The sequence below is a fragment of the Ruegeria sp. AB6 genome, assembly GCF_056542685.1.
Genome location: NZ_JBQGAD010000004.1, coordinates 63791 through 86917, shown reverse-complemented (window position 1 = coordinate 86917; position 23127 = coordinate 63791). Strand labels below are relative to the sequence as shown.

General features: G+C 57.0%; 21 protein-coding genes. 15 read left to right on the top strand and 6 right to left on the bottom strand.

All coding sequences use genetic code 11. The annotated features are described in order from the left end of the window. Positions 1-69: 69 nt before the first annotated feature. From ACR0DB_RS10360 to ACR0DB_RS10335, 6 genes are all read left to right on the top strand, one after another. Entirely contained in the window at positions 70-870 is an 801-nt protein-coding gene (locus tag ACR0DB_RS10360; RefSeq protein WP_480550636.1) for a GntR family transcriptional regulator, read from the top strand. After that, complete coding sequence (gene leuC / locus ACR0DB_RS10355; RefSeq protein ID WP_480550634.1) at positions 867-2273, top strand: 3-isopropylmalate dehydratase large subunit; 1407 nt, start codon at positions 867-869, stop codon at positions 2271-2273. Before ACR0DB_RS10360 ends, leuC begins: the two co-directional genes overlap by 4 nt. Further along, the gene (gene leuD / locus ACR0DB_RS10350; protein WP_480550632.1) at positions 2273-2884 is read left to right on the top strand and encodes a 3-isopropylmalate dehydratase small subunit; all 612 of its coding nucleotides are present in this window, start codon (positions 2273-2275) and stop codon (positions 2882-2884) included. Before leuC ends, leuD begins: the two co-directional genes overlap by 1 nt. A 95-nt stretch (positions 2885-2979) precedes the next feature. Then, the gene (dctP, locus tag ACR0DB_RS10345) at positions 2980-3993 is read left to right on the top strand and encodes a TRAP transporter substrate-binding protein DctP (RefSeq protein WP_480550630.1); all 1014 of its coding nucleotides are present in this window, start codon (positions 2980-2982) and stop codon (positions 3991-3993) included. Between the two features lie 60 nt (positions 3994-4053). Further along, positions 4054-4557 (top strand): TRAP transporter small permease, encoded by a 504-nt coding sequence (locus ACR0DB_RS10340; RefSeq protein ID WP_480550628.1) that lies wholly within the window; start codon positions 4054-4056, stop codon positions 4555-4557. Then, positions 4557-5864 (top strand): TRAP transporter large permease, encoded by a 1308-nt coding sequence (locus ACR0DB_RS10335; RefSeq protein WP_170772117.1) that lies wholly within the window; start codon positions 4557-4559, stop codon positions 5862-5864. The genes ACR0DB_RS10340 and ACR0DB_RS10335 overlap by 1 nt, the downstream gene beginning before the upstream one ends. A gap of 48 nt (positions 5865-5912) precedes the next feature. On the opposite strand, the gene ACR0DB_RS10330 is transcribed toward ACR0DB_RS10335, so the two are convergent. Then, complete coding sequence (locus ACR0DB_RS10330; RefSeq protein ID WP_480550626.1) at positions 5913-6371, bottom strand: Lrp/AsnC family transcriptional regulator; 459 nt, start codon at positions 6369-6371, stop codon at positions 5913-5915. A gap of 132 nt (positions 6372-6503) precedes the next feature. Here ACR0DB_RS10330 and ACR0DB_RS10325 point away from each other — a divergent pair, with 132 nt between their 5' ends. Together ACR0DB_RS10325 and ACR0DB_RS10320 are read left to right on the top strand one after the other, a co-directional pair. Continuing rightward, positions 6504-7736, top strand: coding sequence for an aminotransferase-like domain-containing protein (locus tag ACR0DB_RS10325; protein ID WP_480550624.1), 1233 nt, complete (start codon positions 6504-6506; stop codon positions 7734-7736). 3 nt (positions 7737-7739) lie between these two features. After that, a complete protein-coding gene (locus ACR0DB_RS10320; RefSeq protein ID WP_480550622.1) occupies positions 7740-8387 on the top strand; it encodes an RraA family protein in 648 nt (215 codons plus the stop codon). Between the two features lie 267 nt (positions 8388-8654). Here the strand turns inward: ACR0DB_RS10320 and ACR0DB_RS10315 are convergent, their stop codons facing one another. Next, positions 8655-9098 (bottom strand): SH3 domain-containing protein, encoded by a 444-nt coding sequence (locus ACR0DB_RS10315; RefSeq protein WP_480550620.1) that lies wholly within the window; start codon positions 9096-9098, stop codon positions 8655-8657. A 296-nt stretch (positions 9099-9394) separates the two neighbouring features. Between ACR0DB_RS10315 and ACR0DB_RS10310 the strand changes: the two genes are divergently transcribed. Further along, on the top strand, positions 9395-10036 hold the full coding sequence (locus tag ACR0DB_RS10310) for a glutathione binding-like protein (RefSeq protein WP_170772125.1): 642 nt from the start codon (positions 9395-9397) through the stop codon (positions 10034-10036). Positions 10037-10505: 469 nt separating this feature from the next. On the opposite strand, the gene ACR0DB_RS10305 is transcribed toward ACR0DB_RS10310, so the two are convergent. The 3 genes from ACR0DB_RS10305 to ACR0DB_RS10295 form a co-directional block, all read right to left on the bottom strand. Then, positions 10506-11366, bottom strand: a complete 861-nt coding sequence (locus ACR0DB_RS10305; protein ID WP_480550618.1) for an AraC family transcriptional regulator — start codon at positions 11364-11366, stop codon at positions 10506-10508. 252 nt (positions 11367-11618) lie between these two features. Then, entirely contained in the window at positions 11619-13253 is a 1635-nt protein-coding gene (locus ACR0DB_RS10300; RefSeq protein WP_170783483.1) for an FAD-binding oxidoreductase, read from the bottom strand. Positions 13254-13319: 66 nt separating this feature from the next. Beyond that, a complete protein-coding gene (locus ACR0DB_RS10295) occupies positions 13320-13940 on the bottom strand; it encodes a glutathione S-transferase family protein (protein WP_480550616.1) in 621 nt (206 codons plus the stop codon). A 115-nt stretch (positions 13941-14055) separates the two neighbouring features. On the opposite strand from ACR0DB_RS10295, the gene ACR0DB_RS10290 reads away from it, so the two are divergent. Further along, positions 14056-14955: a LysR family transcriptional regulator gene (locus ACR0DB_RS10290; RefSeq protein WP_480550614.1), complete on the top strand. Its 900-nt coding sequence runs from the start codon at positions 14056-14058 to the stop codon at positions 14953-14955. Positions 14956-14969: 14 nt separating this feature from the next. Here ACR0DB_RS10290 and ACR0DB_RS10285 read toward each other — a convergent pair whose 3' ends face one another. Next, positions 14970-15755 carry a FadR/GntR family transcriptional regulator gene (locus tag ACR0DB_RS10285; protein ID WP_170772135.1) on the bottom strand — a complete coding sequence of 262 codons (786 nt, stop codon included), beginning with the start codon at positions 15753-15755 and terminating at the stop codon, positions 14970-14972. A 350-nt stretch (positions 15756-16105) separates the two neighbouring features. On the opposite strand from ACR0DB_RS10285, the gene ACR0DB_RS10280 reads away from it, so the two are divergent. The 5 genes from ACR0DB_RS10280 (at position 16106) to phbB (ending at position 23110) form a co-directional block, all read left to right on the top strand. Next, entirely contained in the window at positions 16106-17155 is a 1050-nt protein-coding gene (locus ACR0DB_RS10280) for a TRAP transporter substrate-binding protein (protein ID WP_480550611.1), read from the top strand. A 117-nt stretch (positions 17156-17272) separates the two neighbouring features. Then, on the top strand, positions 17273-19336 hold the full coding sequence (locus tag ACR0DB_RS10275; RefSeq protein ID WP_480550609.1) for a TRAP transporter large permease subunit: 2064 nt from the start codon (positions 17273-17275) through the stop codon (positions 19334-19336). Between the two features lie 14 nt (positions 19337-19350). Continuing rightward, positions 19351-20538 carry an alpha-hydroxy acid oxidase gene (locus tag ACR0DB_RS10270; protein ID WP_480550607.1) on the top strand — a complete coding sequence of 396 codons (1188 nt, stop codon included), beginning with the start codon at positions 19351-19353 and terminating at the stop codon, positions 20536-20538. Further along, positions 20535-22226: a D-lactate dehydrogenase gene (gene dld, locus ACR0DB_RS10265; RefSeq protein WP_480550605.1), complete on the top strand. Its 1692-nt coding sequence runs from the start codon at positions 20535-20537 to the stop codon at positions 22224-22226. Before ACR0DB_RS10270 ends, dld begins: the two co-directional genes overlap by 4 nt. A gap of 161 nt (positions 22227-22387) precedes the next feature. After that, positions 22388-23110 carry an acetoacetyl-CoA reductase gene (phbB, locus tag ACR0DB_RS10260; RefSeq protein ID WP_170772146.1) on the top strand — a complete coding sequence of 241 codons (723 nt, stop codon included), beginning with the start codon at positions 22388-22390 and terminating at the stop codon, positions 23108-23110. The last annotated feature ends 17 nt before the right edge of the window (positions 23111-23127 follow it).

The window sequence follows — 23127 nt, the reverse complement described above, 5'->3', positions numbered from 1 at the left end:
TAATACTAAAGCTTGATTTTATAAGTGTCCCTCTTACGATTGCCAGTGCTGGGAAAGGGGAATCATCGGGTGAACCAGATCAAAGCGGCCAATCTTCCGGACGGAACCAAGGCGCAGCGCGTCTACCTGTCTCTGCGCGATCAGATCACCGAGGGGCAGTTGTCGGCAGGGGAGACCCTGCCGGGCGAACAGCGTCTGGCTGAGAAGTTCGGCGTGTCCCGCGTAACCATCCGGCGTGCGCTTGAGGCGCTGGCAGGCAACGGCCTGATCGAACGGCACGCGGGCAGTGGCACACGGGTATCGGGCCGGTCGCCGCATGGGGCGCGGGCGGCGATGGACTTCAACACCTTGATGCCGCAGCTTGTGGAAATGGGCCAAAGCACGACGGCCCGGCTCTTGTCGTTTTCCTATGGGAAAGCGCCCGAGGCGGTGGCGACAGCCATGGGTCTTCAGGACGACCGGCAGGTGCAGATTGCTACGCGGGTCCGCCTGACAGACGATGTGCCGTTTTCTCACCTGACAACATATGTTCCTGCTGAAATTGCCCGGAATTACTCGGAAAGCGATCTTGCCACGACACCGTTGTTCAAACTGCTGGAACGAGGTGGCGTGCAGATCGAAGAGGCGCACCAGACGGTGTCGGCAACGCTTGCGGGCCCCGATGTGGCCGAGGCTTTGAGCGTCGCGGTCGGCTCGGCACTGCTGTCGTTGAAACGGATTGTGCGGGATGTCGAAGGCAATGGGGTCGAATACCTGTCTGGTCTTTACCGGCCCGACATGTTCCGCCTTGAGATGCCTCTGGCGCGGGTCGGAACCGGGTCAGCCCGTCATTGGGAACCCGCCATCGGCCGCAGCGAGGTCGAGGAATGACCGCCCCGCGTACAATGCTCGACAAGCTATGGGCCTCGCATGAGGTGCTGCGGCGCGACGATGGCGTGTCGCTGCTGTGGGTGGACCGGCATCTTGTGCATGAAGGCTCGCACCATGCCTTTGCCAAGCTGGCAGAGCGCGGATTGCACGTGGCCGAACCGGATCTGACCTTTGCGGTTGTCGATCACTATGCGCCGACGCGCGATCGCGGCCGGATTTCTGATCCAAAGATTGCCCGCATGATCCAGACGTTGCGCAGCAACGCTGCCCGGCACAATCTGCGGATTTTCGATCTGGATGATCCGACACAGGGTATCGTGCATGTGGTCGGGCCGGAACTTGGGCTGACACTGCCGGGTCTGCTGATCAATTGCGGAGACAGCCATACATCTACGCACGGCGCGTTTGGGGCTTTGGCTTTCGGGATTGGCGCGACCGAGGTTGCGCATGTTCTTGCGACGCAAACCGTCTGGCAACGCAAGCCCAAGGCGATGAGGATTACACTGAATGGTCAATTGGGTCCGGGCGTCTCGGCCAAGGATATTGCGCTGAACTGGATTGCGATGCTGGGCACAGGTGGTGCGCAAGGTCACGCAGTGGAATATGCGGGACAGACAGTGCGGGACTTGTCCATGGAGGGTCGCATGACCCTGTGCAATCTGTCCATTGAAGGAGGCGCGCGTTTCGGCATGGTGGCCCCTGACGAGGTGACGTTTGCCTATCTCGAAAATCGCGATCATGCGCCGGACGGCCCGGATTTTGAGGCGGCCCGCCGGACGTGGCAAAACCTAACCACAGATGAAGGTGCGCTATTCGATCGTGATGTTGCGCTGGATGCGTCCAGCATTGCTCCGACCGTGACATGGGGCACAAGTCCGGAACAGGCACTGCCCATATCAGCATCGATCCCGAACCCTGACATGATGGACCCTGCCAAGGCAAATGCCGCCCGCGATGCGCTGGACTATATGGGATTGGCAGAGGGGCGCGCGTTGGACGGCATCCCTGTGGATCAGGTGTTCATCGGATCCTGTACAAATGGCCGCATCGAAGACCTGCGAGAGGCCGCGTTGGTCTTGTCCGGACGCCGTGCGAAAGTGCCGGGTTTGGTCTCGCCGGGATCTGCGCGTGTCAAAGCACACGCCGAAGCGGAAGGGCTGGACCGTGTTTTCATAGATGCCGGATTGGAATGGGCCGCATCCGGCTGTTCCATGTGTGTCGGAATGAACGGCGATCTGGTAGGCGAGGGCAAGCGCTGCGCTTCGTCGACCAACCGTAACTTTCGCGGCCGGCAGGGGCGCGGCGCGCGTACGCATCTGATGTCTCCGGGGATGGTGGCTGCAGCCGCTGTGACGGGTACGATCACGGATGTTCGACCATTTTTGCAGGGCAGGGCTGCGTGATGGCCGGGTGGAGCAAGCATACGGGCCGGGCCCTGGCGTTGGCTGTTGACAATATCGACACCGATCAACTGATCCCAGCGCGGTTCATGTCGGTTCCGCGTAGCGATGGGTACGGAAGGTATCTGTTGCACGATATGCGACGTACCGCCGATGAAGAATTGCACCCGGACTTCCCGCTCAACCGGCATGAAAACATCAGTATTCTGGTAGCAGGTCAGAATTTCGGTAGCGGTTCATCCCGCGAGGCAGCGGTATACGCTCTGGTCGATGCTGGGATACGCGCCGTCATTGCGCCCAGCTTTGGCGACATCTTCGCCAATAATGCAATCAACAACGGTTTACTACCCGCACGGGTAAGCAATTCGACGCACGAACGCCTTATTCAGACACTGACAGACGCACCCGCAGAGCTTTCGATTGACCTGCCCGAAGGCCGGATCACTTTTGAAGGCCGCACTGAGAAATTTGAACTGGACGACGGATGGCGCGTCAAGCTGATCAATGGCTGGGATGACATTGACCTGACACAACAGCACGCGCAGACAATCCGTGCTCACCGACACCACCGCAGTCAGACCGCGCCTTGGGCATGGCCTGCACTTTGCGAATAAGCCACGTCGCGCAAAGACGACGCAACAGGCCAAAAGGCCACGAAAACAAGGGGCGCATTCAGAAAACTGCCCCAACAACATGTGGAGGAAGACTCATGAAACTGAACTCATTGGCTGGCCTGTTCGCCGGAGCCGTGATGGTTGCCGGAGCAGCCAAAGCGGAAGAAACAATCTCTGCCGTGCACGCCTTTCCTGAAACTCTGATCTACACCCAGAGCTTTCTGGATTTTGTAAATAAAGTGAACGAGGCGGGTGAAGGTGTCATTCAGATTGACGTGCGCGGTGGCCCCGAGGCCATCGGCATGTTCCAGCAACCTGACGCGGTGCGCGATGGCATTGTCGATATGGTTTATACGCCGGGCTCTTTTTACGGCGGTGCGCTGCCTGAAAAAGACGCGATGGTAGCCTCAAACCTGACCGCGATTGAGACCCGCCAGAATGGCGGGATAGAGCTGATCGATCAGATTCATCAGGAAAAAATGGGTCTGAAATATCTCGGCTGGTTCGACAGTGGTGTTTGCTACAACCTCTGGACCCGGAATGAGCCCAGCTTTGACGCCGATGGCAATCTTGAGGTCGAAGGGCTAAAGCTGCGCGGCAACAACGTGTATAATGCGTTCTTCACCAACTATCTGGGCGCGCAGGTAATCGACTTGCCAACGGGTGAGGTCTATTCAGCCCTGCAACGCGGTGTCGTGGACGCGACCGGCTGGACCCAGATCGGTCTGATCGACCTGAAATGGAACGAATTTTTGAACTACCGGATCGAGCCCTGTTTCTTCTCGACCGATCTGGGCGTCATTGTGAATCTGGAGCGCTGGAACTCGCTGTCGGATGAGGCCAAGACGATCCTTCAAGACGTGGCGATCCAGCATGAGAAAAACAGCGTCGAAGCCCTGCGCAGCAAACGGGATGATGATTTCGCCGCGCTGGACGCTGCAGGCATGACCGTAGTCAGCTTGGAAGGTGAAGCCAAGGCGAACTACCTTGCCGCTGCGCGTGAAAAAACGTGGGAGCGGATGAATGGCCTTATGGCAGAACAGCCGGGTGGAACCGACAACTATGATCGCCTGATCGAGTTGTTCTACGATCTCGACGCAGCAAACTAAGACCAAGGACAGGCCCGCGGAAACCCTGCGGGCCTGACCGGAATTTGGGGCAATGCAGGCATGACCATGAAAAAGGCGTATGATGCGATGCTTTTTGGCATGGCCATTCTGGCGGGGCTGTTGCTGGTCTGGCTTATGCTGTCTGTTATTACCTCGGTGCTGATGCGCAATGCAGGGCTTCAGCCTTTTGCGTGGCTGTTCACCTCGGCCGAATACGGGCTGTTGTATATGACGATGCTGGGCGCTCCCTGGCTGGTGCGCGAAAAGGGCCATGTACATATCGAGCTGGTTACGGCTGCTCTGCCATTGCACCTGCGCCGGATCGTCAGCCGTTCGGTCGCAGCTGCCTGCGTGCTGGTCTGCCTGATCCTTGCGTGGCAGGGGGGCGATCTGGTTCTGACTAATATCGAACGCGGGGACTATGATACGCGCGCCTACTACTTCCCCCGCTGGATGCTGACCATCGCCTTTCCTCTGTCCTTTGGGCTGATGGCGATTGAATTTTCACGCTTTGTGTTTGGCCCTAACCTGATGCACAGCGGCGAAGCAGGGATACACGAATAATGGAATGGTACGAGGCCCTTGCCCTGCTGTTGGGCTCGATCGTGTTCCTGATGGCCATCGGAATGCCGGTTGCGCTGGCCTTTCTGGCCGCGAATATTCTGGGGGCGTGGGTATTCATGGGCGGCGAGCGCGGGGTGACACAGCTGCTCAACAACGGGCTGGGGGCGTTGACGAAATACGCCCTGATGCCCATCCCGCTGTTTCTGCTGATGGGTGAGATTTTCTTTCACACTGGCCTTGGTGGGCGAATGTTCAACGCAATCGACAAGCTGCTTGGCCGATTGCCCGGGCGGCTCAGCTATGTGACTGTTCTGGGGGGAACGGCCTTTTCTACTTTGTCCGGGTCGTCGATGGGGTCCACCGCGCTGCTGGGGTCGTTGATGGTGCCCGAGATGAAGCGGCGTGGTTACAAATCGCACATGAGCATCGGCCCCATTTTGGGCACGGGCGGCCTTGCGATCATCATCCCACCCTCGGCGCTTGCGGTTCTGCTGGCCACGCTGGCGCAGATCGACGTCGCTGCGTTGCTGATCGCGGGTGTCATTCCCGGCCTGATCCTGGCCGGGTTCTATATCGGAACGATCTGGCTGCAGACCCGGATCGACCCGACCGCCGCACCGGCTTATGACGTCGAACCGATGTCGATGGGGTACCGCCTGAAATTGCTGATGACCGAGGTGGTTCCGATGGTCGGCGTCATGGTCGTGATCATCGTTCTAATGATCAAAGGCTTTGTCACCCCGTCCGAGGCGGCGGCTTTCGGGGCATTGGGTGTACTGATCCTCGCTGCCGTTTTTCGCTGCCTGACATGGGAGGCGATGAAGAAGTCCGTCATTGGCGCGCTCAAAGTAACGCTGATGGCTTACCTGATCGTCTTTGGTTCGGCGACGTTCAGTCAGCTCTTGGCCTTTTCCGGCGCGTCCCGAGGGCTGGTCAATTGGGCGATTGCGTTCGATCTGGCCCCTCTGGCGATGCTGACGGTGATGTTCGCCGTCCTACTGCTGCTGGGCATGTTCATGGAGCAAATCTCGATCATGCTGCTGACGGTACCGATCTTTTTCCCGCTGGCCCAAACGCTCGGGTTCGATCCGATTTGGTTCGGCCTGATCATGTTGTTGTCGCTGGAAATCAGTTTTACGACGCCGCCCTTTGGGCTGCTGCTGTTCGTGATGAAAGGCGTCGCCCCACCAGGCACTACGATGCGCGAGATCTATACCTCGGCCTTCCCGTTCATTTTCTGCTCGCTATTGCTTGTGGTGCTGCTGATCGCCTTCCCAGGGATCGCGTTGACCTTGCCGTCCTTGTGACATTTTGCGCGTAGGCTGACACTGTTTTGCAGGGCGCAATCACATAGATCACACCATCTCGAATCCGGTATCGGTTTGCCCCACAACCAACATTGTCGAGGTCTCGGCAACTTCGGGAAGGTTTTGAACCGTGGTGGTAATGAACAGACGCAGGTCCTCGATATCCGGAAACCAGGCTTTCAGGATATAATCTGCCGCACCGGTCACCATCAGGCATTCCGAGACCTCGGAACTCTGTTTTACAGTTTGTTGAAAAACCGCATGGCCGTCTGGGTTGTGTTTCGCCAGTTTCACTGAAATCAGCACACAGATTTGTTTCCCAAGATTTTCCGGCGAGATGTCTGCGTGATACCCGCGAATAATCCCGGCCTGCTCAAGCTTTCTGACCCGGCGGGCGCAGGGCGTCGGTGAAAGCCCAACAATTTCGGCAAGATCACTTATGGCAAGGCGCCCATCGCGCCGTAGTTCCGCCAGTATGCGCTTGTCGATACTATCCGGGTCGAACATTAACGTTTTCCTCTATTGTAATGCTAAAAATTAGCACAAATCATCAATATTGACAGGGATAAAAGCGAAGAACGCCGAGAAAGCGCGCGCGACTTTGGCTATCCTCCCGAAGAACCGATCAGGAGACTTAATGTGAAGTTGGAAAACAAACTGGAACGTGTGGGCGAGCCGGTTGTCGAGCCCGCAGCCTTTGCCGGTTGGTTGTCTGAGACAAATGAAATCACACGAGCTTTTCTCGCGGCCGGTCAAATTCCCAGTCTGCTCAACATAGCTGGGGGGCTACCTGAACCTGCGACCTATCCCGGTCCCCAGATCGCAAAACTGGCCCAAAGGGTTATTGAGACCCACCCGACCGAGACACTGGGATATGGTCCGATCGAAGGCCTCCCGGAATTGCGCAATGCCATTGCGCACCGGTTTTCCACCAAAAACGTAAAACTGACTGCCGCAAATGTGTTGATAACAACTAGCGGCATGCAGGCGCTCGACCTGTTGGGAAAGGTCTTGCTGAACGAAGGGGATCTGATTGCGGGGCAGTTTCCGACCTATCTGGGAGCTCTTGACGCATGGCGACCCCGTCGCCCGCGCTTTCGAAACATGGATCTGAATGCCGCCGCGTTCGACCCGTTTCAAGCCATGAAAGGCGCAAAGTTTGCCTATACTGTGCCCAATTTCTCTAACCCGACAGGACGATTGGTCGGATTGGAGGCGCGTCGTACCTTGCTGGCCGCGTCCCGTCAAACCGGGGCATGGCTTGTCGAGGACGATCCCTATGGCAGTCTTTGCTACGACGGTCCTTTGCCCCCGAACCTGCTTGATCTAGCGCTTCAGACTGGGGAATTGTCCAACACCGTCTATCTGGGCACGATGTCGAAGCTGATCTCCCCCGGTCTACGCGTGGGTTGGGTGATTGCGAGGCCCGAGATGATCTCCGCACTGACACTTGCCAAACAAGGGTCGGACATGTGCACAAGCGGTATCACCCAGCGTATTTCGTATGAAATCCTGAAATCCGACTTGATCAAGGCAACACAATCGCAGGTCCTGGACATGTATCGCAGGCGTCGAGATGCCCTGTGTGCGGCTCTGAATTCCTATCTGGCGGAGTGGTTCGAATGGGAGGTGCCCGCAGGCGGCATGTTTGTCTGGGCTCGTGCGCGGGATGAGAGTATCGACACGGACCGCTTGTTTGAAATTGCGCTGGACGAAAAGGTTTGTATTTCGCCCAGCAGCGTTTTTGATGCCCATGGGGAAAACCGGCAGGGGATCCGTCTGAATTTCACCTTAAACGACGAGGTCAAACTGACCGAAGCCGTCCAACGATTGGCGAAAGCTGTTCAGCGTCAACTTGCCGAGAAAGGGTAAAGAATGTCGGTAACCATACATCCCGAAAACATTCCCTTAAGTCAGGACCAAGTCGAGGCGTGGCAGGGTGTGCCCGCCAGTATCGTGGCCGACTTGCAGCCATCCTGTCTGATCGATCCGGCGATTCAGGTAAGAACCTTGGGTGCCGGACCGCTGCATCTGCTGGGGCGGGCCCGGACTGTCTCGGTTTCGCCACCTGATTTCGGGGCCGTCATTCACGTTTTAGACCATGCAAAGCCCGGCGAAGTTGTTGTGATTGCCGCCAACGGTGAAACCGAATTCGCCATGATAGGTGAAATTCTGGGCGGGCACCTGAGGGACCTCGGCTGCAAAGGGGTTGTTGTAGATGGGGCCGTACGTGACATAGACACGCTGGGTTCATGGGAGGATTTTCCTGTCTTCGCCCGAAGCATTACGCCCCGTGGCCCCACCAGCGCTAACGATGGAGAAATCAATGCATCAGCCTCTTTCGGCGGATGCAAAATAGCTTCGGGTGACCTGATTTTGGGTGACCGTGACGGACTTGTGGTCCTTTCTCCGGTTGCTGCCCGTGATCTTCTATCCGACGTGAAGGACAAAATCGGCAAAGAAGCGGAATGGGTCGCAGGGCTCAAGGCGGGTAAGAACGCCATGGATGTGTTTGGCCTTTGAACTTCTGGGCCGTTCCGAAACTGAGACGCACAGACGGCGTCGCGGAGACGGGTTCAATCCAAGGAATTTTACCTCTCTAACTCGTTATCTTATGAAAGGAGACGCATGTCTCGTTAGCGCGCCTTGCTTCAGTAGTAGATCTTGTAATCCATGTTATGTTAAAAACAGTGTGTTATTTAACGCCAACAAAAAAGTTCACTGGTCAAACAGCTGAACACGACCTTACTGATCTTATCCTTAGGCTCTCAGCGACAATACCCGTGTCAGTCAGTGGCGGTGAAAATGGTAGTATCCGTTTCCATTGAAGGGATGATGCGGTTCAGGCTGATACAGCCGGTTCGGATCATGCGGTGGATAGTGACAGGCTGGGTCTTGTGGTGAATGGTAGCAATACGGCCCGGGGACTGGGTGATAAGGATGGTAGTAGCGGTTCCAATACGCAAACCAGGGATAGGCTTGATAGTGGTTTTCCCAATAGGCCTGGCTGAACTCTGCAATGGCAATTCCCAATGCGGCTGCGATGACGGGGTTCATCACCTTGGTCTGTCCCTCGCTATCAACCAAAATGTAGTTCGAAGCGATCCAGCCGCGCGCCGAATTCCAGGAGACGTCGCACCAAGTATAGCCCGGTTGACAGCCATAAAGCTCGATCGTTGCGTCTTTCGGTAATGTAGCCACCACGGGATAGTTTGTGCCTGGCCCTGCGCGCATATGAACTGAGGTGGTTGTGTGCGCTTGAGTTTCGGCAAGTGCCGCGCTCAGCGAGAATGCCAGAAAGAAAGTGGCCGCCAGAAAGGCACAAAAATTCGCATAATTCGATCCAATCCAAATTCGTATTTTTGCACTACAACCGTCAAAAAGACGCTCGTCAAGTTAACCTTTCAGGCGATCACGAAAGCGGATTTTCTCAAGGTTCGGACCCCGTATTTACGCCTGTCCTTGCAGACAAGTTTGAGTCTATTCTGCCGAGCGCAGTAATTTACCAATTCAATTGATCGGACCTGTTTATGCCAACGCTTTTTCATGCCCCATTCACATGTTCATTGGCTGCGCGGTTCGCCGCAGCCGAAGCAGGTGTCGAACTGGAAATTGAGCCGTTGCACCTGCGCAGTAAAAATCTGGCGGCAGGTGGTTCGCTCTATGACGTGAACCCCTTGGGGCAAGTGTCGGTTCTCAGCTTTGACGATGGAACCAAACTAACCGAAACCTCGGCAGTCATTGCCTGGATTCAGGCACAGTCCAAAGACAATGATTTCCGGATATCGCCTGACAGCCCGGAGTATTTTCAGATGCTGCGCTGGCTGGCTTTCTGCGCGACGGAACTGCATAAGGGGCTGTTTCGTGTGGTGTTCTACAAGGAAGCCACGGATGAAGTGAAAGATCGTGTACGAGCTCTGGCACCGCTCAGGTTTCAGATAATTGAGGATCATTTGAACGGGCGCGATTATCTGTTGGGTAACAGGTTTTCGGCGGCGGATGCCTATCTGACGTGGTTCTTCGTTTTGTCGGATCATGCAAAAGTTGATCACTCGGCCTTTCCAAATCTCAACGCCTATCGAGCCCGTGCCTTGTCGCGCCCGACTATTGCCGCTTTGATCGATGACGACCGGGCGCTGGATCGCAGGCTAAAAGAACTGTTTTCCGCTTAAGTCTCCAAGTTTGAAACCAAGGGAAATTGGTTAAATTGCGAGCGAACTGAATCGAAACCAATCTGGTCTTGGCAAGAGCCAGTCAGGAGTTATGAAAACCCCATCCCCGACCAGAAGGCGTACTTCAATCAGGACCAGCTCATAGCCTGCAGGGCAACTGATCCAAGATCATGAAGGTGATCGCCAGAAGTCGGGGATGGGCATCGCGTCAGCCGTTATTAGGGAAAACTTCGACGCGATATCGCTTAGATTGACGAGGAATTTTCAAACGTGTTCGGTCGACCCCATTCTGTGAAGCAACCTGTCGCTAGTTGACCGGAGAGCCACATCAACCGAAGGTGCCAAGTTAAAGACGAGGATATACAAGCCAGGTCAACTCGACAGAACATTGGCCTGCCAGTACGTCTCAATCGCCTGACAAAACGTGTCAGAACCAAGATCTGATCAAGGAATTTAGGATAGGAAAGGTCTAGACGCCGCTGTCTCGATATGCCGATGCTGTCATTCCGGCCTGCTCGCGGAAGAACCGACCAAAGGATTCCGGGGTTTTATAGCCGCAAAGATGGGCCACGATCTGGATCGGCATGTCTGGCTGGTTCACCAAATAGGATTTTGCCAGTTCGAATCTTGCGCGACGGATATGATTGCCGAACGTGTCGTTGTGGTCTTGAAACGCGCGAAACAGGGACGATCTGGAACATTGGATTGCATCCGCGACCGAGTCGGCCCTGAGATTTTCGTCCCAAAGATTCAATGCGATGTAACGCGTCGCAGCAGTATGAAGTGCGTGCGTTTGCGCAGGGGCGCCCGCAGGTGGCGGATCAGAACCCAGGCGCGACAAGGCCCCCAGAGCCAGGCTTTGCAACGAGTCAATCAGATGCAGAGTTTCAACTTCAGAAAGCTTGGTGCACTCCTTGGCCATCATATGCAACTGACTTTCCAGGAAGGGGGCCAACCCATTGGGTGCCATTTGGGCAACCCCCCTGCCCGCGGGACGGACCTCGCCCCCTAACCGATCTCGGATCAGCTCCATCGGAAGGGTCATGTAGACATGCGAATGATCTCGTGTGCGGGTTGAAACTGGGACTGAACCGTCCAGAACAACCAGGTTCGACCCCGCCGTTACCGTCTGGCCGTCGCCATCCTTAGTCTCAAGACGAACGGCCCCGGAAATTGTCGAGCTAAGAACCAAATAGTCCCCCGTCGGTTGACCGAAATAAGTGGTCGTATCGTCTGAACGGGTAAATCCGAAGGTCGCGCCCGAGGGCGCGCCAAAATAGGAAAGCTGGCCTTTGTAGTTGGCCTCGCGCGATCGGTCCGACGCGTCCATAGAAATCCACGGGTGCAGGCTGCGCCAGAATTCAAACTTTTCCTTGGGGCGGAATTTTTGGGTCGAAAGATGGACGAACCGATTTTCGGCTGCGTTGGCGTTTCCGTCTGAAATGGCCCGCTCCTTCGATCCTGCGGGTCGAACCCGGGATCGACCACATTACCTTTGCGAATTCCCAAAAGTTAGGCTGCGCAACAAGAGGTTGTCTACCCTTTGATACCGGGTTCGAAATTCAAAATAGCTTTCTCACAGCTATGATTTAGTCGTTCCAAAAACCTCAAACAGAACTCGGTCGGGCGGCACGTCCGCGTTCTCAAGCCCCGATTTCAGATCGGTTACAAACCCAGATGGGCCGCACAGCATGTAGTGGGCATCGCGTCCGACACCCAACGCCAGAAGGTCGGTGGCCGAAATCCGACCTGTCGCGTCAAAGTCCTGTCCCAGCTGGTCTGTGCTGTCGGGTGTGCTGTAGAAGATGCGTTTTCTAAGGGTGCGGTTTGTAGCCACAAGCTGTGCAACCTCGTCCGCCATGGCGTGGTGGCGCCCGTTGCGCGCGGCATGTACGAACCAGACCGGGCGTTGACTCCCCTGCCCCGCGAGCTGGTGCAGTATTGCCAGCATCGGCGTTAAACCGACGCCTGCGCTGACCAGAACCAAAGGCGCATCACCTTGGGGAATGATGAAATCCCCGGTGGGCGGCTTGGCTTCGACAACATCTCCGATGGCCACGTTATCATGCAAGAAACGTGAGGCGACACCACTGGCCTCGCGTTTGACAGTTATCCGGTAGTGGCCGCCTCCTGCTGTTCCTGACAGGGAATAGGTGCGGCGGACCTTTTTGTCATGCGACGGGATATCCAATGCGATGGGCAGGTGCTGACCGCCTTGAAACAACTTCAGCGGATCGCCGTCGGTTGCCGCAAGATGGAAGGACGTGATCCCCTCAGCCTCGACAACCTTGTTGGTGACGAGCAATTTCCGGGATGGTGTCGGTTGCGCTGACCATCTGAGCGTCAGCGCCTCGGGCCGGTCGATCACGGCGTCGAACTCGACTTCTATCATGCGCAGAATGTTCGGATCGCGCGCTTCTTCGGGAGACCAGTCAATCGTGGCGCGCCCGGTCAGATGCAACAGTCCACCGGTTTCGAAATCGACAAACAGCAACCCGACGCGAGGGTCCTGGAGCAAGTTGCCAATCGTATTGAAAAAGTTGTTGCCCGAGTAATCGGGGATGCGCAGACGGTTTGGGCTGATCACGCGAACAAATCCCGGCTCGCCCCCCCTGTGAGACGCATCATACCCGTTCGAGGCCGCCCCTTGTTGTCCTTGCTGACCAGAGCCAATGAACAAAGTGTCGGCGGCTTCAATCCGCTTGATCTGTGCGGAATTGAGGCTTTCCGATGTTAGTGGCCGGACGGGCTGGTTGGGTTGAACCCGCCACCAGTCCCGTTCGTTGATATATTGGGGGCAGTTGCCGAATGTCTGACGGATATCTATGGCGAGCCCACTATCGGTTGGCCGCGTTCTGCCGCTGAACCGGTTGCGTCGCCTTGTTGCAAGCTCGATTCCGACCACGCCAATATCGGCTCCGGCTGTCAGTGTCTGCGCCAGCGGGTCGAATGGATCCGGGGTTGTGTCCAAGGTTATTGTGTGGGCGTCAGGGGACCGGACAAAGCCATCGCGCCCTTCGATAATACTCGCCCAGACCCGGCCTTTTGTGTCTGCGGACGCAGCAACCAGAAAGGGTTGCGCCTGATAAAAGGTGCGGTGCTGGTCGGGCATGAACTCTCGGATGAAAGGCGCGCCTTTTGTGGCGATATAGCCAACGCCCGCGCGTTGCTGCGCGGCAAGTTCGCCTGCGTGGAACGGAGTTGCGGCATCGGTCATCGTCCTGATCCCTTCGGTTGCCAAAAGTCCCAAGGCCAGACATGCCGACCTTGGGGCGGGTTTGGTTCAGGCCACAAGGCCAGCGGCGGTTGCGGGCATGGCTTCGAACCCGTTCAGCGCCTCGAATCGGGCAATCCAAGCGCGCACGTTCGGATAGGGTTCAAGCGAGACATTCCCCTCGGGCGCATGGGCGGTGTAGGAATAGGCGGCGACATCAGCGATGGTGGGTTGATCCCCGACCAGCCAATCGTGGCCTTCCAGACCCGTTTCCAGCTTTTGCATCGCCTTGGCAGCGGTGGTTGCCGCGAAGTCAACGTCCAGCGGGGCGCCAAAGACAGTAATCAAGCGCGCCGCGCATGAGCCAAAGGCGATTTCGCCCGCAGCCAGGGTCAGCCATTTCTGGACTTCAGCTTCCCCGACCGCATCGCTGGGCATCCAGTCCGGCGCGTATTGACGGGCGAGATACACCAGAATTGCATTCGAGTCCGAGACAACCACATCGCCATCTTCCAAAACCGGTACTTGGCCGTTGGGGTTCATCGCCAGAAACTCGGGCGTCTTATGCGCGCCAGCGACCAGATCGACAAAGACAGCCTCATGCGGGATATCCGCCAGCTTGGCGAAAACCAGCGCCCGGTGAGCATGGCCTGACTTTGGGAAATGGTGAATGCGAACTGGGTTAGACATGTTGTGGCTCCGATCATTGAATAACTGTGAACTGGAGCGACAGATAACGCTTGCACGGGTTGATGATAATTGCCACTTTTGGTGGATGATTAAGCCCTGAGAGGGCGCAATAGCCATGGATAAGATAGACCGAATGCGCGCATTTGCGCTGGTGGCCAAGAACGCCTCTTTCACTGCCGCCGCCCAGCGGTTGGGCAAATCTGCGCGACTGGTCAGCAAATACGTGGCTGATTTGGAGGACGCGCTGGGGGTGCAACTGCTGAACCGGACCACCCGCAGCGTGTCTCTGACTGATGCGGGCGCGACCTATCTGGCTATGTGTGAGCCGCTACTGGACGGGTTTGACGAGTTGGAGGAAACGGTCAGAAATGCCCAGACATCCTTGCAGGGCGTTATTCGAATCTCGGCGCCGACCGGGTTTGGCTCTGTCCGTCTTGCGCCGTCTCTGGCTGCTTTCGCCACCCTACATCCCGAGGTCGAGATTGATCTGCAACTATCCGACCGTCGCGTATCGATCATAGAGGAAGGGCTAGATCTGGCCGTCCGCATCGGTCCGATGCGCGATAGCTCGCTAAAGATCCGGCAGTTGGGGCCGATGCCCCTGATCATCTGTGCGGCGCCCGCGTATCTGGCGCGTGCTGACGTGCCTCAACATCCATTGGAGTTGGCAAACCATGATTGCATTCTGGACGGCAACATGTCCGAACCCGCCTTGTGGCGGTTTAGTATTGATGGAGAGGATGTGGCAGTACAGGTGAATGGGCGGTTGAAAGCGAATGCTCCGGCCGCGTCAGCACAGCTTGCGGTCTCTGGCGCGGCAATCGCGCGATGTCCGGCCTATACGGTCGCCAGAGAACTGCAATCAGGTGCATTGGTCGAACTGTTCCCCGACCATCGCGTCACCCCCTATGTCGTCGCCGCCTTGTTCCCTCAGAACCGCCGCCTTACCACCCGAGTCCGTGCTTTGATCGATCACCTTGCCGGTGACGAGTTGATCTGCAACGTGGGCGTCTGACAGGTTGCAGATCGCTACTTCGACATCGAGTTCGACAAGATGCGCCTTTTTTCCGCCATGGCTTCTCGACGCCGCCTTTCCAGACCGAGTTTGAAGGATTCCTCGACGAAATCGATGTGATCGTGCGCGGCTTTCTGTGCACGGGTTTCGTCGCCGTCTATGACGGCCTGCCCCAGTTCGCGATGCTGTTCCATCAACTGTTTGCCGGTTCCGTCGATGGTTTTCAGAAAATCGCGATTGTAAAAGACGCCTTGGCGGGTCAGTTCATAAATTGACGCCATCATGTGGATCAACGTTGCGTTCTGGCTTGCGTCGACAATGGCTGCGTGCAGCGCGAAATCCGCCTCTCGCGAAGCCAGAGCATCCCCTTCACGCCAAGCGCGTTCATCCTCGGCCAGGATTTCAGAGATCCGCTCCTTGTCTGCCGAGGTTGCACGACGCGCGGCCAGACGGGCGGCAAACCCTTCCTGTTCGCGGCGGTATTCCAGATAATCAAAAAATGCCGGTTCGTGCCGTTCATAGAGCGCCAGCAAAGCAGGCAACATGGCGCTTCCGGTCAGGGCGGCGACAAAAGTGCCTTCTCCGTGCTGCGTGGTGACAAGACCGCGTTCTTCCAACGTATGCAGCGCTTCGCGCAGTTTTGGGCGTGAAACCCGCAGCATTTCGGCCAGCTCTCGCTCGGATGGTAGCTTGCGACCCTGTTTCAACACGCCCGAGGCAATCAGATCTTCAATCTGCGCAACCACCGCGTCTGCCAGTGATTCGTGGCCAATCGGTTCAAAAATCGCAGTTGGGGTCATGTCGGGCCGCCTTTCTGATCAGGGTCCTGTACATAGCATTTGGTAAAATAAGTTAACCTTTGAATCCTTACTATTCAACTTAATATTTGCCGCCAGGTTGTATTCCCGGAAAGTACACTTTTCACTGTTTTGAAAAAGAAAAATCGCAAAGAAACTGAAGTCAGGTGCTCTTGCACTCTTTCCAGTTGCGAAAAATTTCAAACCGATGGGCAGTTGCGTGATCAAACCAGTGGTAAATAAAGTTGTTGACTGAGTGCTATGGTAAACTTTATTGACCACTCAAGGCGCCAGACAACCTTGCGTCACAGATTGATTGGACGTTGCGTCCGAAACATCCCGGAGGAGAATTCATGAAAAAGACCCTGACGAGCCTTGCGGTTGCTGCCAGCCTGATGGCTGCACCCGCGCTTGCCGCTGATAAGTTGCTGTTGAAAACCCCGATCGCATTCTCGACCGAATTGCCCGGTCTGGGCTCGCCTATTCCGCGCGTGGCCGAACAGCTTGAGCTGATGTCGGGCGGCACGTTGAAGATGAAGGTCTATGAACCCGGCAAACTGGTCCCGCCGTTTGAAATTCTGGACGCGGTGTCGACTGGCAAGATCAACTCGGGCTACACAACCGCCGGCTACTGGGCGGGTAAAATCCCGGCTGCACCGCTGTTCTCGGCGGTACCTTTCGGCCCCGAAGCCGGCGAATATATGGCGTGGCTCTACTATGGCAACGGTATGTCGCTGTATCAGGAAATGTATGACCAGGCGGGCTATAACGTCCACGTCATCCCCTGCGCCGTTATCGCGCCTGAAACATCAGGCTGGTTTGCATCCGAGATCAACAGACCCGAAGACCTGAACGGCCTGAAGATGCGCTTCTTTGGTCTGGGCGGCAAAGTCATGCAGAAACTGGGCGTTGCCACTTCGCTGCTGCCCGGTGGTGAGATCTTCCCGGCGCTGGAAAAAGGCGCGATTGACGCGACCGAATTCTCGATGCCTGCAATTGACGCCCGTCTGGGCTTCCACAAGCTGGTCAAGTACAACTACTTCCCCGGCTGGCACCAGCAGGCGACTGTGTTTGAGCTGATGATCAACAAGGACGTTTGGAACGAAGCCAGCGAGCAGCACAAAGCGATCATCGAAAATGCCTGTAAGGCCTCGATGACTGACAGCTTTGCCGAAGGTGAGGCTATTCAGCACGCCGCACTGATCGACAACGTTGAAAACAACGGTGTCACCATCAAGCAGTGGTCGCCCGAGATGTTGGACACGTTCCGCGCGACCTGGGAAGAGGTTGCAGCGGAAGAGGCTGCGAACGACGCCTTCTTTGCCAAGGTCATGGATGACATGACCCAGTTCCGCGATGGCTATGACCTGTGGAAAACCAACGCGTTCCTCCCCCGTCAGTAAGCTGAATTGCTGACGCTGCCGGGGCGGCGGCCTTCCTCTGCCGCCCTGGTTCTCTCAGGATTTATACCTGCAATCCCTTGACCGCGGTTAAGCCGGTCAACCGAGCGAGGATTACACATGGCCACGCCTAAAGACCTCAATGATCCGGTCGAAGCCTATGAAGGCCTCCTGGAGCACCCCGATACAGACCGCCAGAAAATTGCCGTTGCCATCGACTCGAGCGTAAAGGCTGTTGGGCATGTCGTGATGTGGGCGAATGTGCTGCTGATGGCAGCGATCTTTTCACAGGTTTCGCTGCGCTACCTTTTCAGCCAGAACTATCCCAAGCTGGATGAGATCCAGTGGCATTTCTACGGCATCGTCACGATGATCGGCATTTCCTATGCCCTGATCACCGACAGCCATGTGCGTGTGGACGTGCTGCATATGCAGCTTTCCCGACGCGCCCAGCGAGTAATCGAAGTCATCGGCATCCTGACCCTGCTGACCCCGTTCATCTATCTGATGATCGACCAGGGGTTTGAATATTTCTACGAAAGCTTCCGCGTCAACGAACGCTCTGACAGCCCGACTGGCTTGCCGGCACGGTGGGCGTTCAAGGCCGTCATTCCGATCAGCTTCGTGCTGCTGGCGCTGGCCGCCCTCGCTCGGCTGATCCATGACGGCCACGCGCTGATCTACGGCCCCGAAAGCGAACGTGAGGGCGCTTCCCTGCGCCGCATTCTGCTGGTACTGGCCGTCTTTGCCGCCGTCTGCGTTGGCCTGACCTTCCTGGTGGAGACCACCGAAGAAAAGCTGGTCATCGCCATGTTCCTGACCTTCATCGCGCTGCTCTTCACCGGCTATCCGGTTGCATGGGTGCTGGCGGGTGTCGGTGTCGCTTATTGCGGGCTGGCTTATTTGTTCGACAACGACCTGATGCTGTGGACGGGGCTGGAAAGCACCTTTACCGGGCTGGATTATCTGACGCTGGGTGCGGTGGTGAACCGGGTCTACGCGACCATGTCCAATGCGGTTCTGGTCGCCTTGCCGATGTTTATCTTCATGGGTCTGATGCTGGACGAATCCGGCGTGGCCGAGCGCCTGATGTCTTCGATGCAGCGCCTCTTTGGCACAGTGCGCGGAGGTTTGGCGATCACCGTGACCCTGATCGGGATCATCCTTGCGGCTTCAACCGGGATCATTGGTGCGTCTGTCGTGTTGCTGGGCGTGCTCTCGCTGCCCTCAATGATGCAGCAGAAATATCAACCTACGCTGGCGGCGGGCGTCGTTTCCGCGTCGGGCACGCTGGGTATTCTAATCCCGCCCTCGATCATGCTGGTCATTATGGCCGACCAGATGGCCCTGTCGGTGGGTGATTTGTTCATGGCCGCCGTCTTCCCCGGAGTGATCATTGGTGGCCTCTACCTGACTTACATCTTCATCTTGGCGCTGGTGAAACGCGACGCGGCCCCTGTCCCCGAGGGCGCTACGGCCCCCGATTGGGCAGCCGTCAAAGACGTGTTGATCGCTGTCATCCCGACGCTGCTGCTGATCCTCGCGGTGTTGGGTTCGATCTTTGCAGGCCTGACCACGCCAACCGAGGCCTCAGGCATCGGTGCATTGGGTGCGACCCTGCTGGCCTTGGGCTATCGCAAGCTGAACTTCCAAAAGCTGTGGAACGTGCTGGTGTCGACCTTCAACACCACCGCCTATATCTTTGCGATCTTCCTGGGCGCGACCGTGTTCTCTTATGTGCTGCGCGAACTCGGCGGCGATGAGTTGATCGAACATGTGGTGCAATCCACCGGGTTCGGTGCAAGTGGCACGGTGCTGTTCATCCTGTTCATCGTTTTCCTGCTGGGCTTTGTACTGGACTGGATCGAAATCACCCTGATCGTCCTGCCCCTGATGCGCCCGATCGTGAATGGGCTGGGCATCGACATCCCCGGCTTTGGCGTCTTGGACGAACCCGCGCTGGTCTGGTTCGTGATCCTAGTGGCAGTCACGTTGCAAACCAGTTTCCTGACACCTCCGGTTGGCTTTGCCTTGTTCTATCTCAAGGGCGTTTGCCCACCAGAGATTAAACTGACCGACATCTACAAGGGCATCATCCCGTTTGTCCTGCTGCAACTGACCGGGCTAGCGTTGGTCTTCCTGTGGCCCACATTGGCCACCTGGCTGCCATCCGTCGCGTATTGATAGGAGGAAGAGACATGCGTCTGACCGATTGCCATAACTTCCGCGATTTCCGCCAACTGGCCAAGCGCCGCCTGCCGGGACCGATCTTCAACTATATCGACGGTGGCGCGGATGATGAGGTGACGTATCGCGAGAACACCAACGCCTTTGATCGCTGCGATCTGCTGCCATCGGTGTTGCGCGGGGTCAAAGACGTGGACATGTCCGTCACCGTCATGGGGCAAAAGCTGGACATGCCGATCTATTGCTCTCCCACCGCACTGCAGCGCCTGTTCCACCATCAGGGCGAGCGCGCCGTGGCGGCGGCGGCCGAGAAATACGGGACCATGTTCGGCGTATCCTCGCTGGGCACCGTTTCGCTGGAGGAACTACGCCAGAAACACAAAAACCCGCAGGTCTATCAGTTCTACTTCCACAAAGACCGGGGCCTGAACTCGGCCATGATGCAGCGCGCCAAAGAGGCGGGTGTCGAGGTGATGATGTTGACCGTAGACAGCATCACCGGCGGCAATCGCGAACGTGACCTACGCACGGGGTTCTCGATCCCGTTCCGGCTAACGCTGGGCGGCATGATCCAGTTTGCGATCAAACCGATGTGGGGCATCAACTATGTCGCGCACGAGAAATTCCGCCTGCCGCAACTGGATGAACACGTGGACATGAGCGGCGGGGCTAGTTCCATCGGCGGCTATTTCACCGAAATGCTGGACCCGTCGATGAACTGGGACGATGTGGCCCAGATGGTGCGCGAATGGGACGGTCAGTTCTGCCTTAAGGGGATCATGACCGTCGAGGACGCCCGCCGCGCGGCCGAGATCGGCTGCACCGGGATCATCCTGTCGAACCATGGCGGACGTCAGCTGGACGGCTCGCGCACACCTTTCGACCAACTGGCCGAGATCGTGGATGCGGTGGGTGACAAGCTGGACGTGATGATGGACAGCGGCATTCAACGCGGCACCCATGTGCTGAAGGCGCTGTCTCTGGGGGCCAAAGCGGTTGGTGTCGGACGGCACTATCTGTATCCGCTGGCCGCTGCCGGTCAGCCCGGTGTCGAACGCGCGTTGGGGCTGATGCGGGCCGAGATCGAACGCGACATGAAGCTGATGGGCGTCACGCGAGTTGATCAACTGTCGCGCGCCAATCTGCGGTTTCGCGACCCGGTGACGGTTCAGGGACAGGCGCATCGGAACGCGGCATGACCAACGATGCCCTCATATCCGACTTCCGCGCAATCGTCGGGTCACGCCATGTGCTGACCGGCGCACGCGCCACCGAGCGGTTCCGCCGTGGGTTCAGGTCGGGTGAAGGCGAGGCGCTGTGCGTCGTACAACCCGGCACCCTGCTGGAACAGTGGAAGGTGCTACAATCCTGTGTTGCAGCCGACAAGATCGTCATCATGCAGGCCGCCAATACGGGCCTGACCGAAGGGTCAACACCCTCAGGCCGCTATGACCGCGATGTGGTTCTGATCAACACCCGCCGCATGGATACTCTGGTGCCGCTGAACAACGGCGAACAAGTCGTCAGCTTTCCGGGTGCCACACTTTTTGCCTTGGAAAAGCTGCTGACCCCGCTGGGGCGCGAGCCGCACTCGGTGATCGGATCCTCGTGCATCGGGGCGTCGATTGTGGGTGGGGTCTGCAACAATTCGGGCGGTTCACTGGTTGAACGCGGGCCGGTTTACACCGAACTGTCGGTCTATGCCCGCATCACCGCAGACGGAACGTTAGAGCTGGTCAACCACTTGGGCATTGATCTGGGTGAAACGCCGGAACAGATCCTGTCAAATCTCGATACTGGTCAGTTCGAGCGCAATCCGGGGGCCACGAATAAACGCGCCTCGGCCAGTGACTACGCGCAAATCGTGCGCGACGTGGATGCTGAAACGCCTGCGCGTTACAATGCGGATAAGGCGAAGCTGTTTGAATCTGCGGGTTCAGCCGGAAAAATGGCTGTGTTTGCCGTACGTCTGGACACTTTCGCCAAGAACGAGGCCGAACAGGTTTTTTATATCGGAACCAACTCTCCAGACGATCTGGCCGAGTTGCGCCGGCATATCCTGTCGCAATTCGCGTCCCTGCCAGTCTCGGCCGAGTACATGCAGCGCGACGTGTTCGACATCACTAAGACCTACGGTAGGGACACGGTGTGGATGATCGACAAGTTGGGCACAGATCGCTTGCCGATGTTCTTTGCGTTGAAGGGCGCAGTTGATGCACGTTTGCGGCGCATCCCGTTTTTGCGCAATTTCACCGACCGGTTCGTGCAGGCCGCAGTCAGCCTCCTGCCGCAGGTCCTGCCCAAGAGGATGATCGAATACCGAGACGCCTTTGAACATCATCTGATCCTGAAGATGAAGGACGATGGCATCGAGGCGATCCGCGACTGGTTGCCCGGCTTCTTCGAAGGACGCGATGCAGGTTTCTTCGAATGCACGCCACGCGAAGCTAAGATCGCGGGCCTGCACCGGTTTGCAGCCGCTGGTGCTGCGGTGCGCTACATGGCGATTCACGCAGATGAGGTCGAGGACATCATCGCGCTGGACGTAGCCCTGCGCCGCAATGATCGTGATTGGCTTGAGGTTTTGCCGCCCGAGATCAGCGATCAGATTGTTCACAAACTCTACTATGGCCACTTTATGTGTCACGTGATGCACCAGGACTATGTGGTGCGCAAAGGGGCGGATCCCAAAGCACTGAAGGCTGCGATGCTGAAGCTGTTCGACGCACGTGGTGCTGAATATCCGGCGGAACATAATGTCGGGCATCTCTATAAGGCCAAACCCGACCTTGCGGCGCATTACACGTGTTGCGATCCGACAAACTCTTTCAATCCGGGGATCGGCAAGATGTCAAAATCCCGCAACTATGGCGAAGGGATCAAGTAAATCGCCTAAGGCTATGCGTGGCGTTTTTCAGATAGTTTAATGTTAAACTTTTCCTGAGACGCATAGCTGGTATTCCGCTCAGGCCTATCCGTACGCTGAAAATTACGCTACGTAACAAAGTGAGTTAGGTCAAAGTTTCTGACTAATTGGAGGGATTAAAAATGACACGTACTGCACTTGTAACCGGTGGTAGCCGGGGTATCGGCGAAGCGATTTCCAGAAAGTTGAAGGCTGAAGGATATAATGTGGCCGCGACTTATGCAGGCAACGATGAAAAGGCCGCCGCCTTCACCGCCGAGACAGGTATCAAGACTTACAAGTGGAATGTTGCCGATTACGAAGCCTCGGCCGCAGGTATCGCGCAAGTCGAAGCGGACCTCGGACCCATTGACGTTGTCGTGGCCAATGCAGGCATCACTCGCGACGCACCATTCCACAAGATGACCCCGGACCAGTGGAAAGACGTGATCGACACCAACTTGACCGGTGTGTTCAACACCGTTCATCCAATCTGGCCCGGTATGCGCGAGCGCAAGTTTGGCCGTATCATCGTCATCAGTTCGATCAACGGTCAGAAAGGTCAGTTCGCGCAAGTGAACTATGCCGCAACCAAGGCGGGCGATCTGGGTATCGTCAAATCTCTGGCGCAAGAGGGCGCGCGGGCTGGCATCACCGCCAACGCGATCTGCCCCGGATATATCGCAACCGAGATGGTCATGGCCGTACCCGAGAAGGTGCGCGAGTCGATCATTGCACAAATCCCGGCGGGACGGCTGGGCGAGCCCGAGGAGATCGCCCGTTGCGTGGCCTTCCTTGCCTCGGATGACAGTCAGTTCATCAACGGCTCGACCATCTCTGCCAACGGCGCGCAGTTCTTCGTCTGACGCGCGGACACACACAA

Excerpts from the sequence above, each read along its gene's own strand:
- leuC (WP_480550634.1), top strand. The coding sequence starts at position 867 with ATGACCGCCCCGCGTACAATGCTCGACAAGCTATGGGCCTCGCATGAG.
- leuD (WP_480550632.1), top strand. The coding sequence starts at position 2,273 with ATGGCCGGGTGGAGCAAGCATACGGGCCGGGCCCTGGCGTTGGCTGTT.
- dctP (WP_480550630.1), top strand. The coding sequence starts at position 2,980 with ATGAAACTGAACTCATTGGCTGGCCTGTTCGCCGGAGCCGTGATGGTT.
- ACR0DB_RS10340 (WP_480550628.1), top strand. The coding sequence starts at position 4,054 with ATGACCATGAAAAAGGCGTATGATGCGATGCTTTTTGGCATGGCCATT.
- ACR0DB_RS10335 (WP_170772117.1), top strand. The coding sequence starts at position 4,557 with ATGGAATGGTACGAGGCCCTTGCCCTGCTGTTGGGCTCGATCGTGTTC.
- ACR0DB_RS10330 (WP_480550626.1), bottom strand. The coding sequence starts at position 6,371 with ATGTTCGACCCGGATAGTATCGACAAGCGCATACTGGCGGAACTACGG.
- ACR0DB_RS10320 (WP_480550622.1), top strand. The coding sequence starts at position 7,740 with ATGTCGGTAACCATACATCCCGAAAACATTCCCTTAAGTCAGGACCAA.
- ACR0DB_RS10315 (WP_480550620.1), bottom strand. The coding sequence starts at position 9,098 with ATGCGCGCAGGGCCAGGCACAAACTATCCCGTGGTGGCTACATTACCG.
- ACR0DB_RS10310 (WP_170772125.1), top strand. The coding sequence starts at position 9,395 with ATGCCAACGCTTTTTCATGCCCCATTCACATGTTCATTGGCTGCGCGG.
- ACR0DB_RS10305 (WP_480550618.1), bottom strand. The coding sequence starts at position 11,366 with ATGGACGCGTCGGACCGATCGCGCGAGGCCAACTACAAAGGCCAGCTT.
- ACR0DB_RS10300 (WP_170783483.1), bottom strand. The coding sequence starts at position 13,253 with ATGACCGATGCCGCAACTCCGTTCCACGCAGGCGAACTTGCCGCGCAG.
- ACR0DB_RS10295 (WP_480550616.1), bottom strand. The coding sequence starts at position 13,940 with ATGTCTAACCCAGTTCGCATTCACCATTTCCCAAAGTCAGGCCATGCT.
- ACR0DB_RS10290 (WP_480550614.1), top strand. The coding sequence starts at position 14,056 with ATGGATAAGATAGACCGAATGCGCGCATTTGCGCTGGTGGCCAAGAAC.
- ACR0DB_RS10285 (WP_170772135.1), bottom strand. The coding sequence starts at position 15,755 with ATGACCCCAACTGCGATTTTTGAACCGATTGGCCACGAATCACTGGCA.
- ACR0DB_RS10280 (WP_480550611.1), top strand. The coding sequence starts at position 16,106 with ATGAAAAAGACCCTGACGAGCCTTGCGGTTGCTGCCAGCCTGATGGCT.
- ACR0DB_RS10275 (WP_480550609.1), top strand. The coding sequence starts at position 17,273 with ATGGCCACGCCTAAAGACCTCAATGATCCGGTCGAAGCCTATGAAGGC.
- ACR0DB_RS10270 (WP_480550607.1), top strand. The coding sequence starts at position 19,351 with ATGCGTCTGACCGATTGCCATAACTTCCGCGATTTCCGCCAACTGGCC.
- dld (WP_480550605.1), top strand. The coding sequence starts at position 20,535 with ATGACCAACGATGCCCTCATATCCGACTTCCGCGCAATCGTCGGGTCA.
- phbB (WP_170772146.1), top strand. The coding sequence starts at position 22,388 with ATGACACGTACTGCACTTGTAACCGGTGGTAGCCGGGGTATCGGCGAA.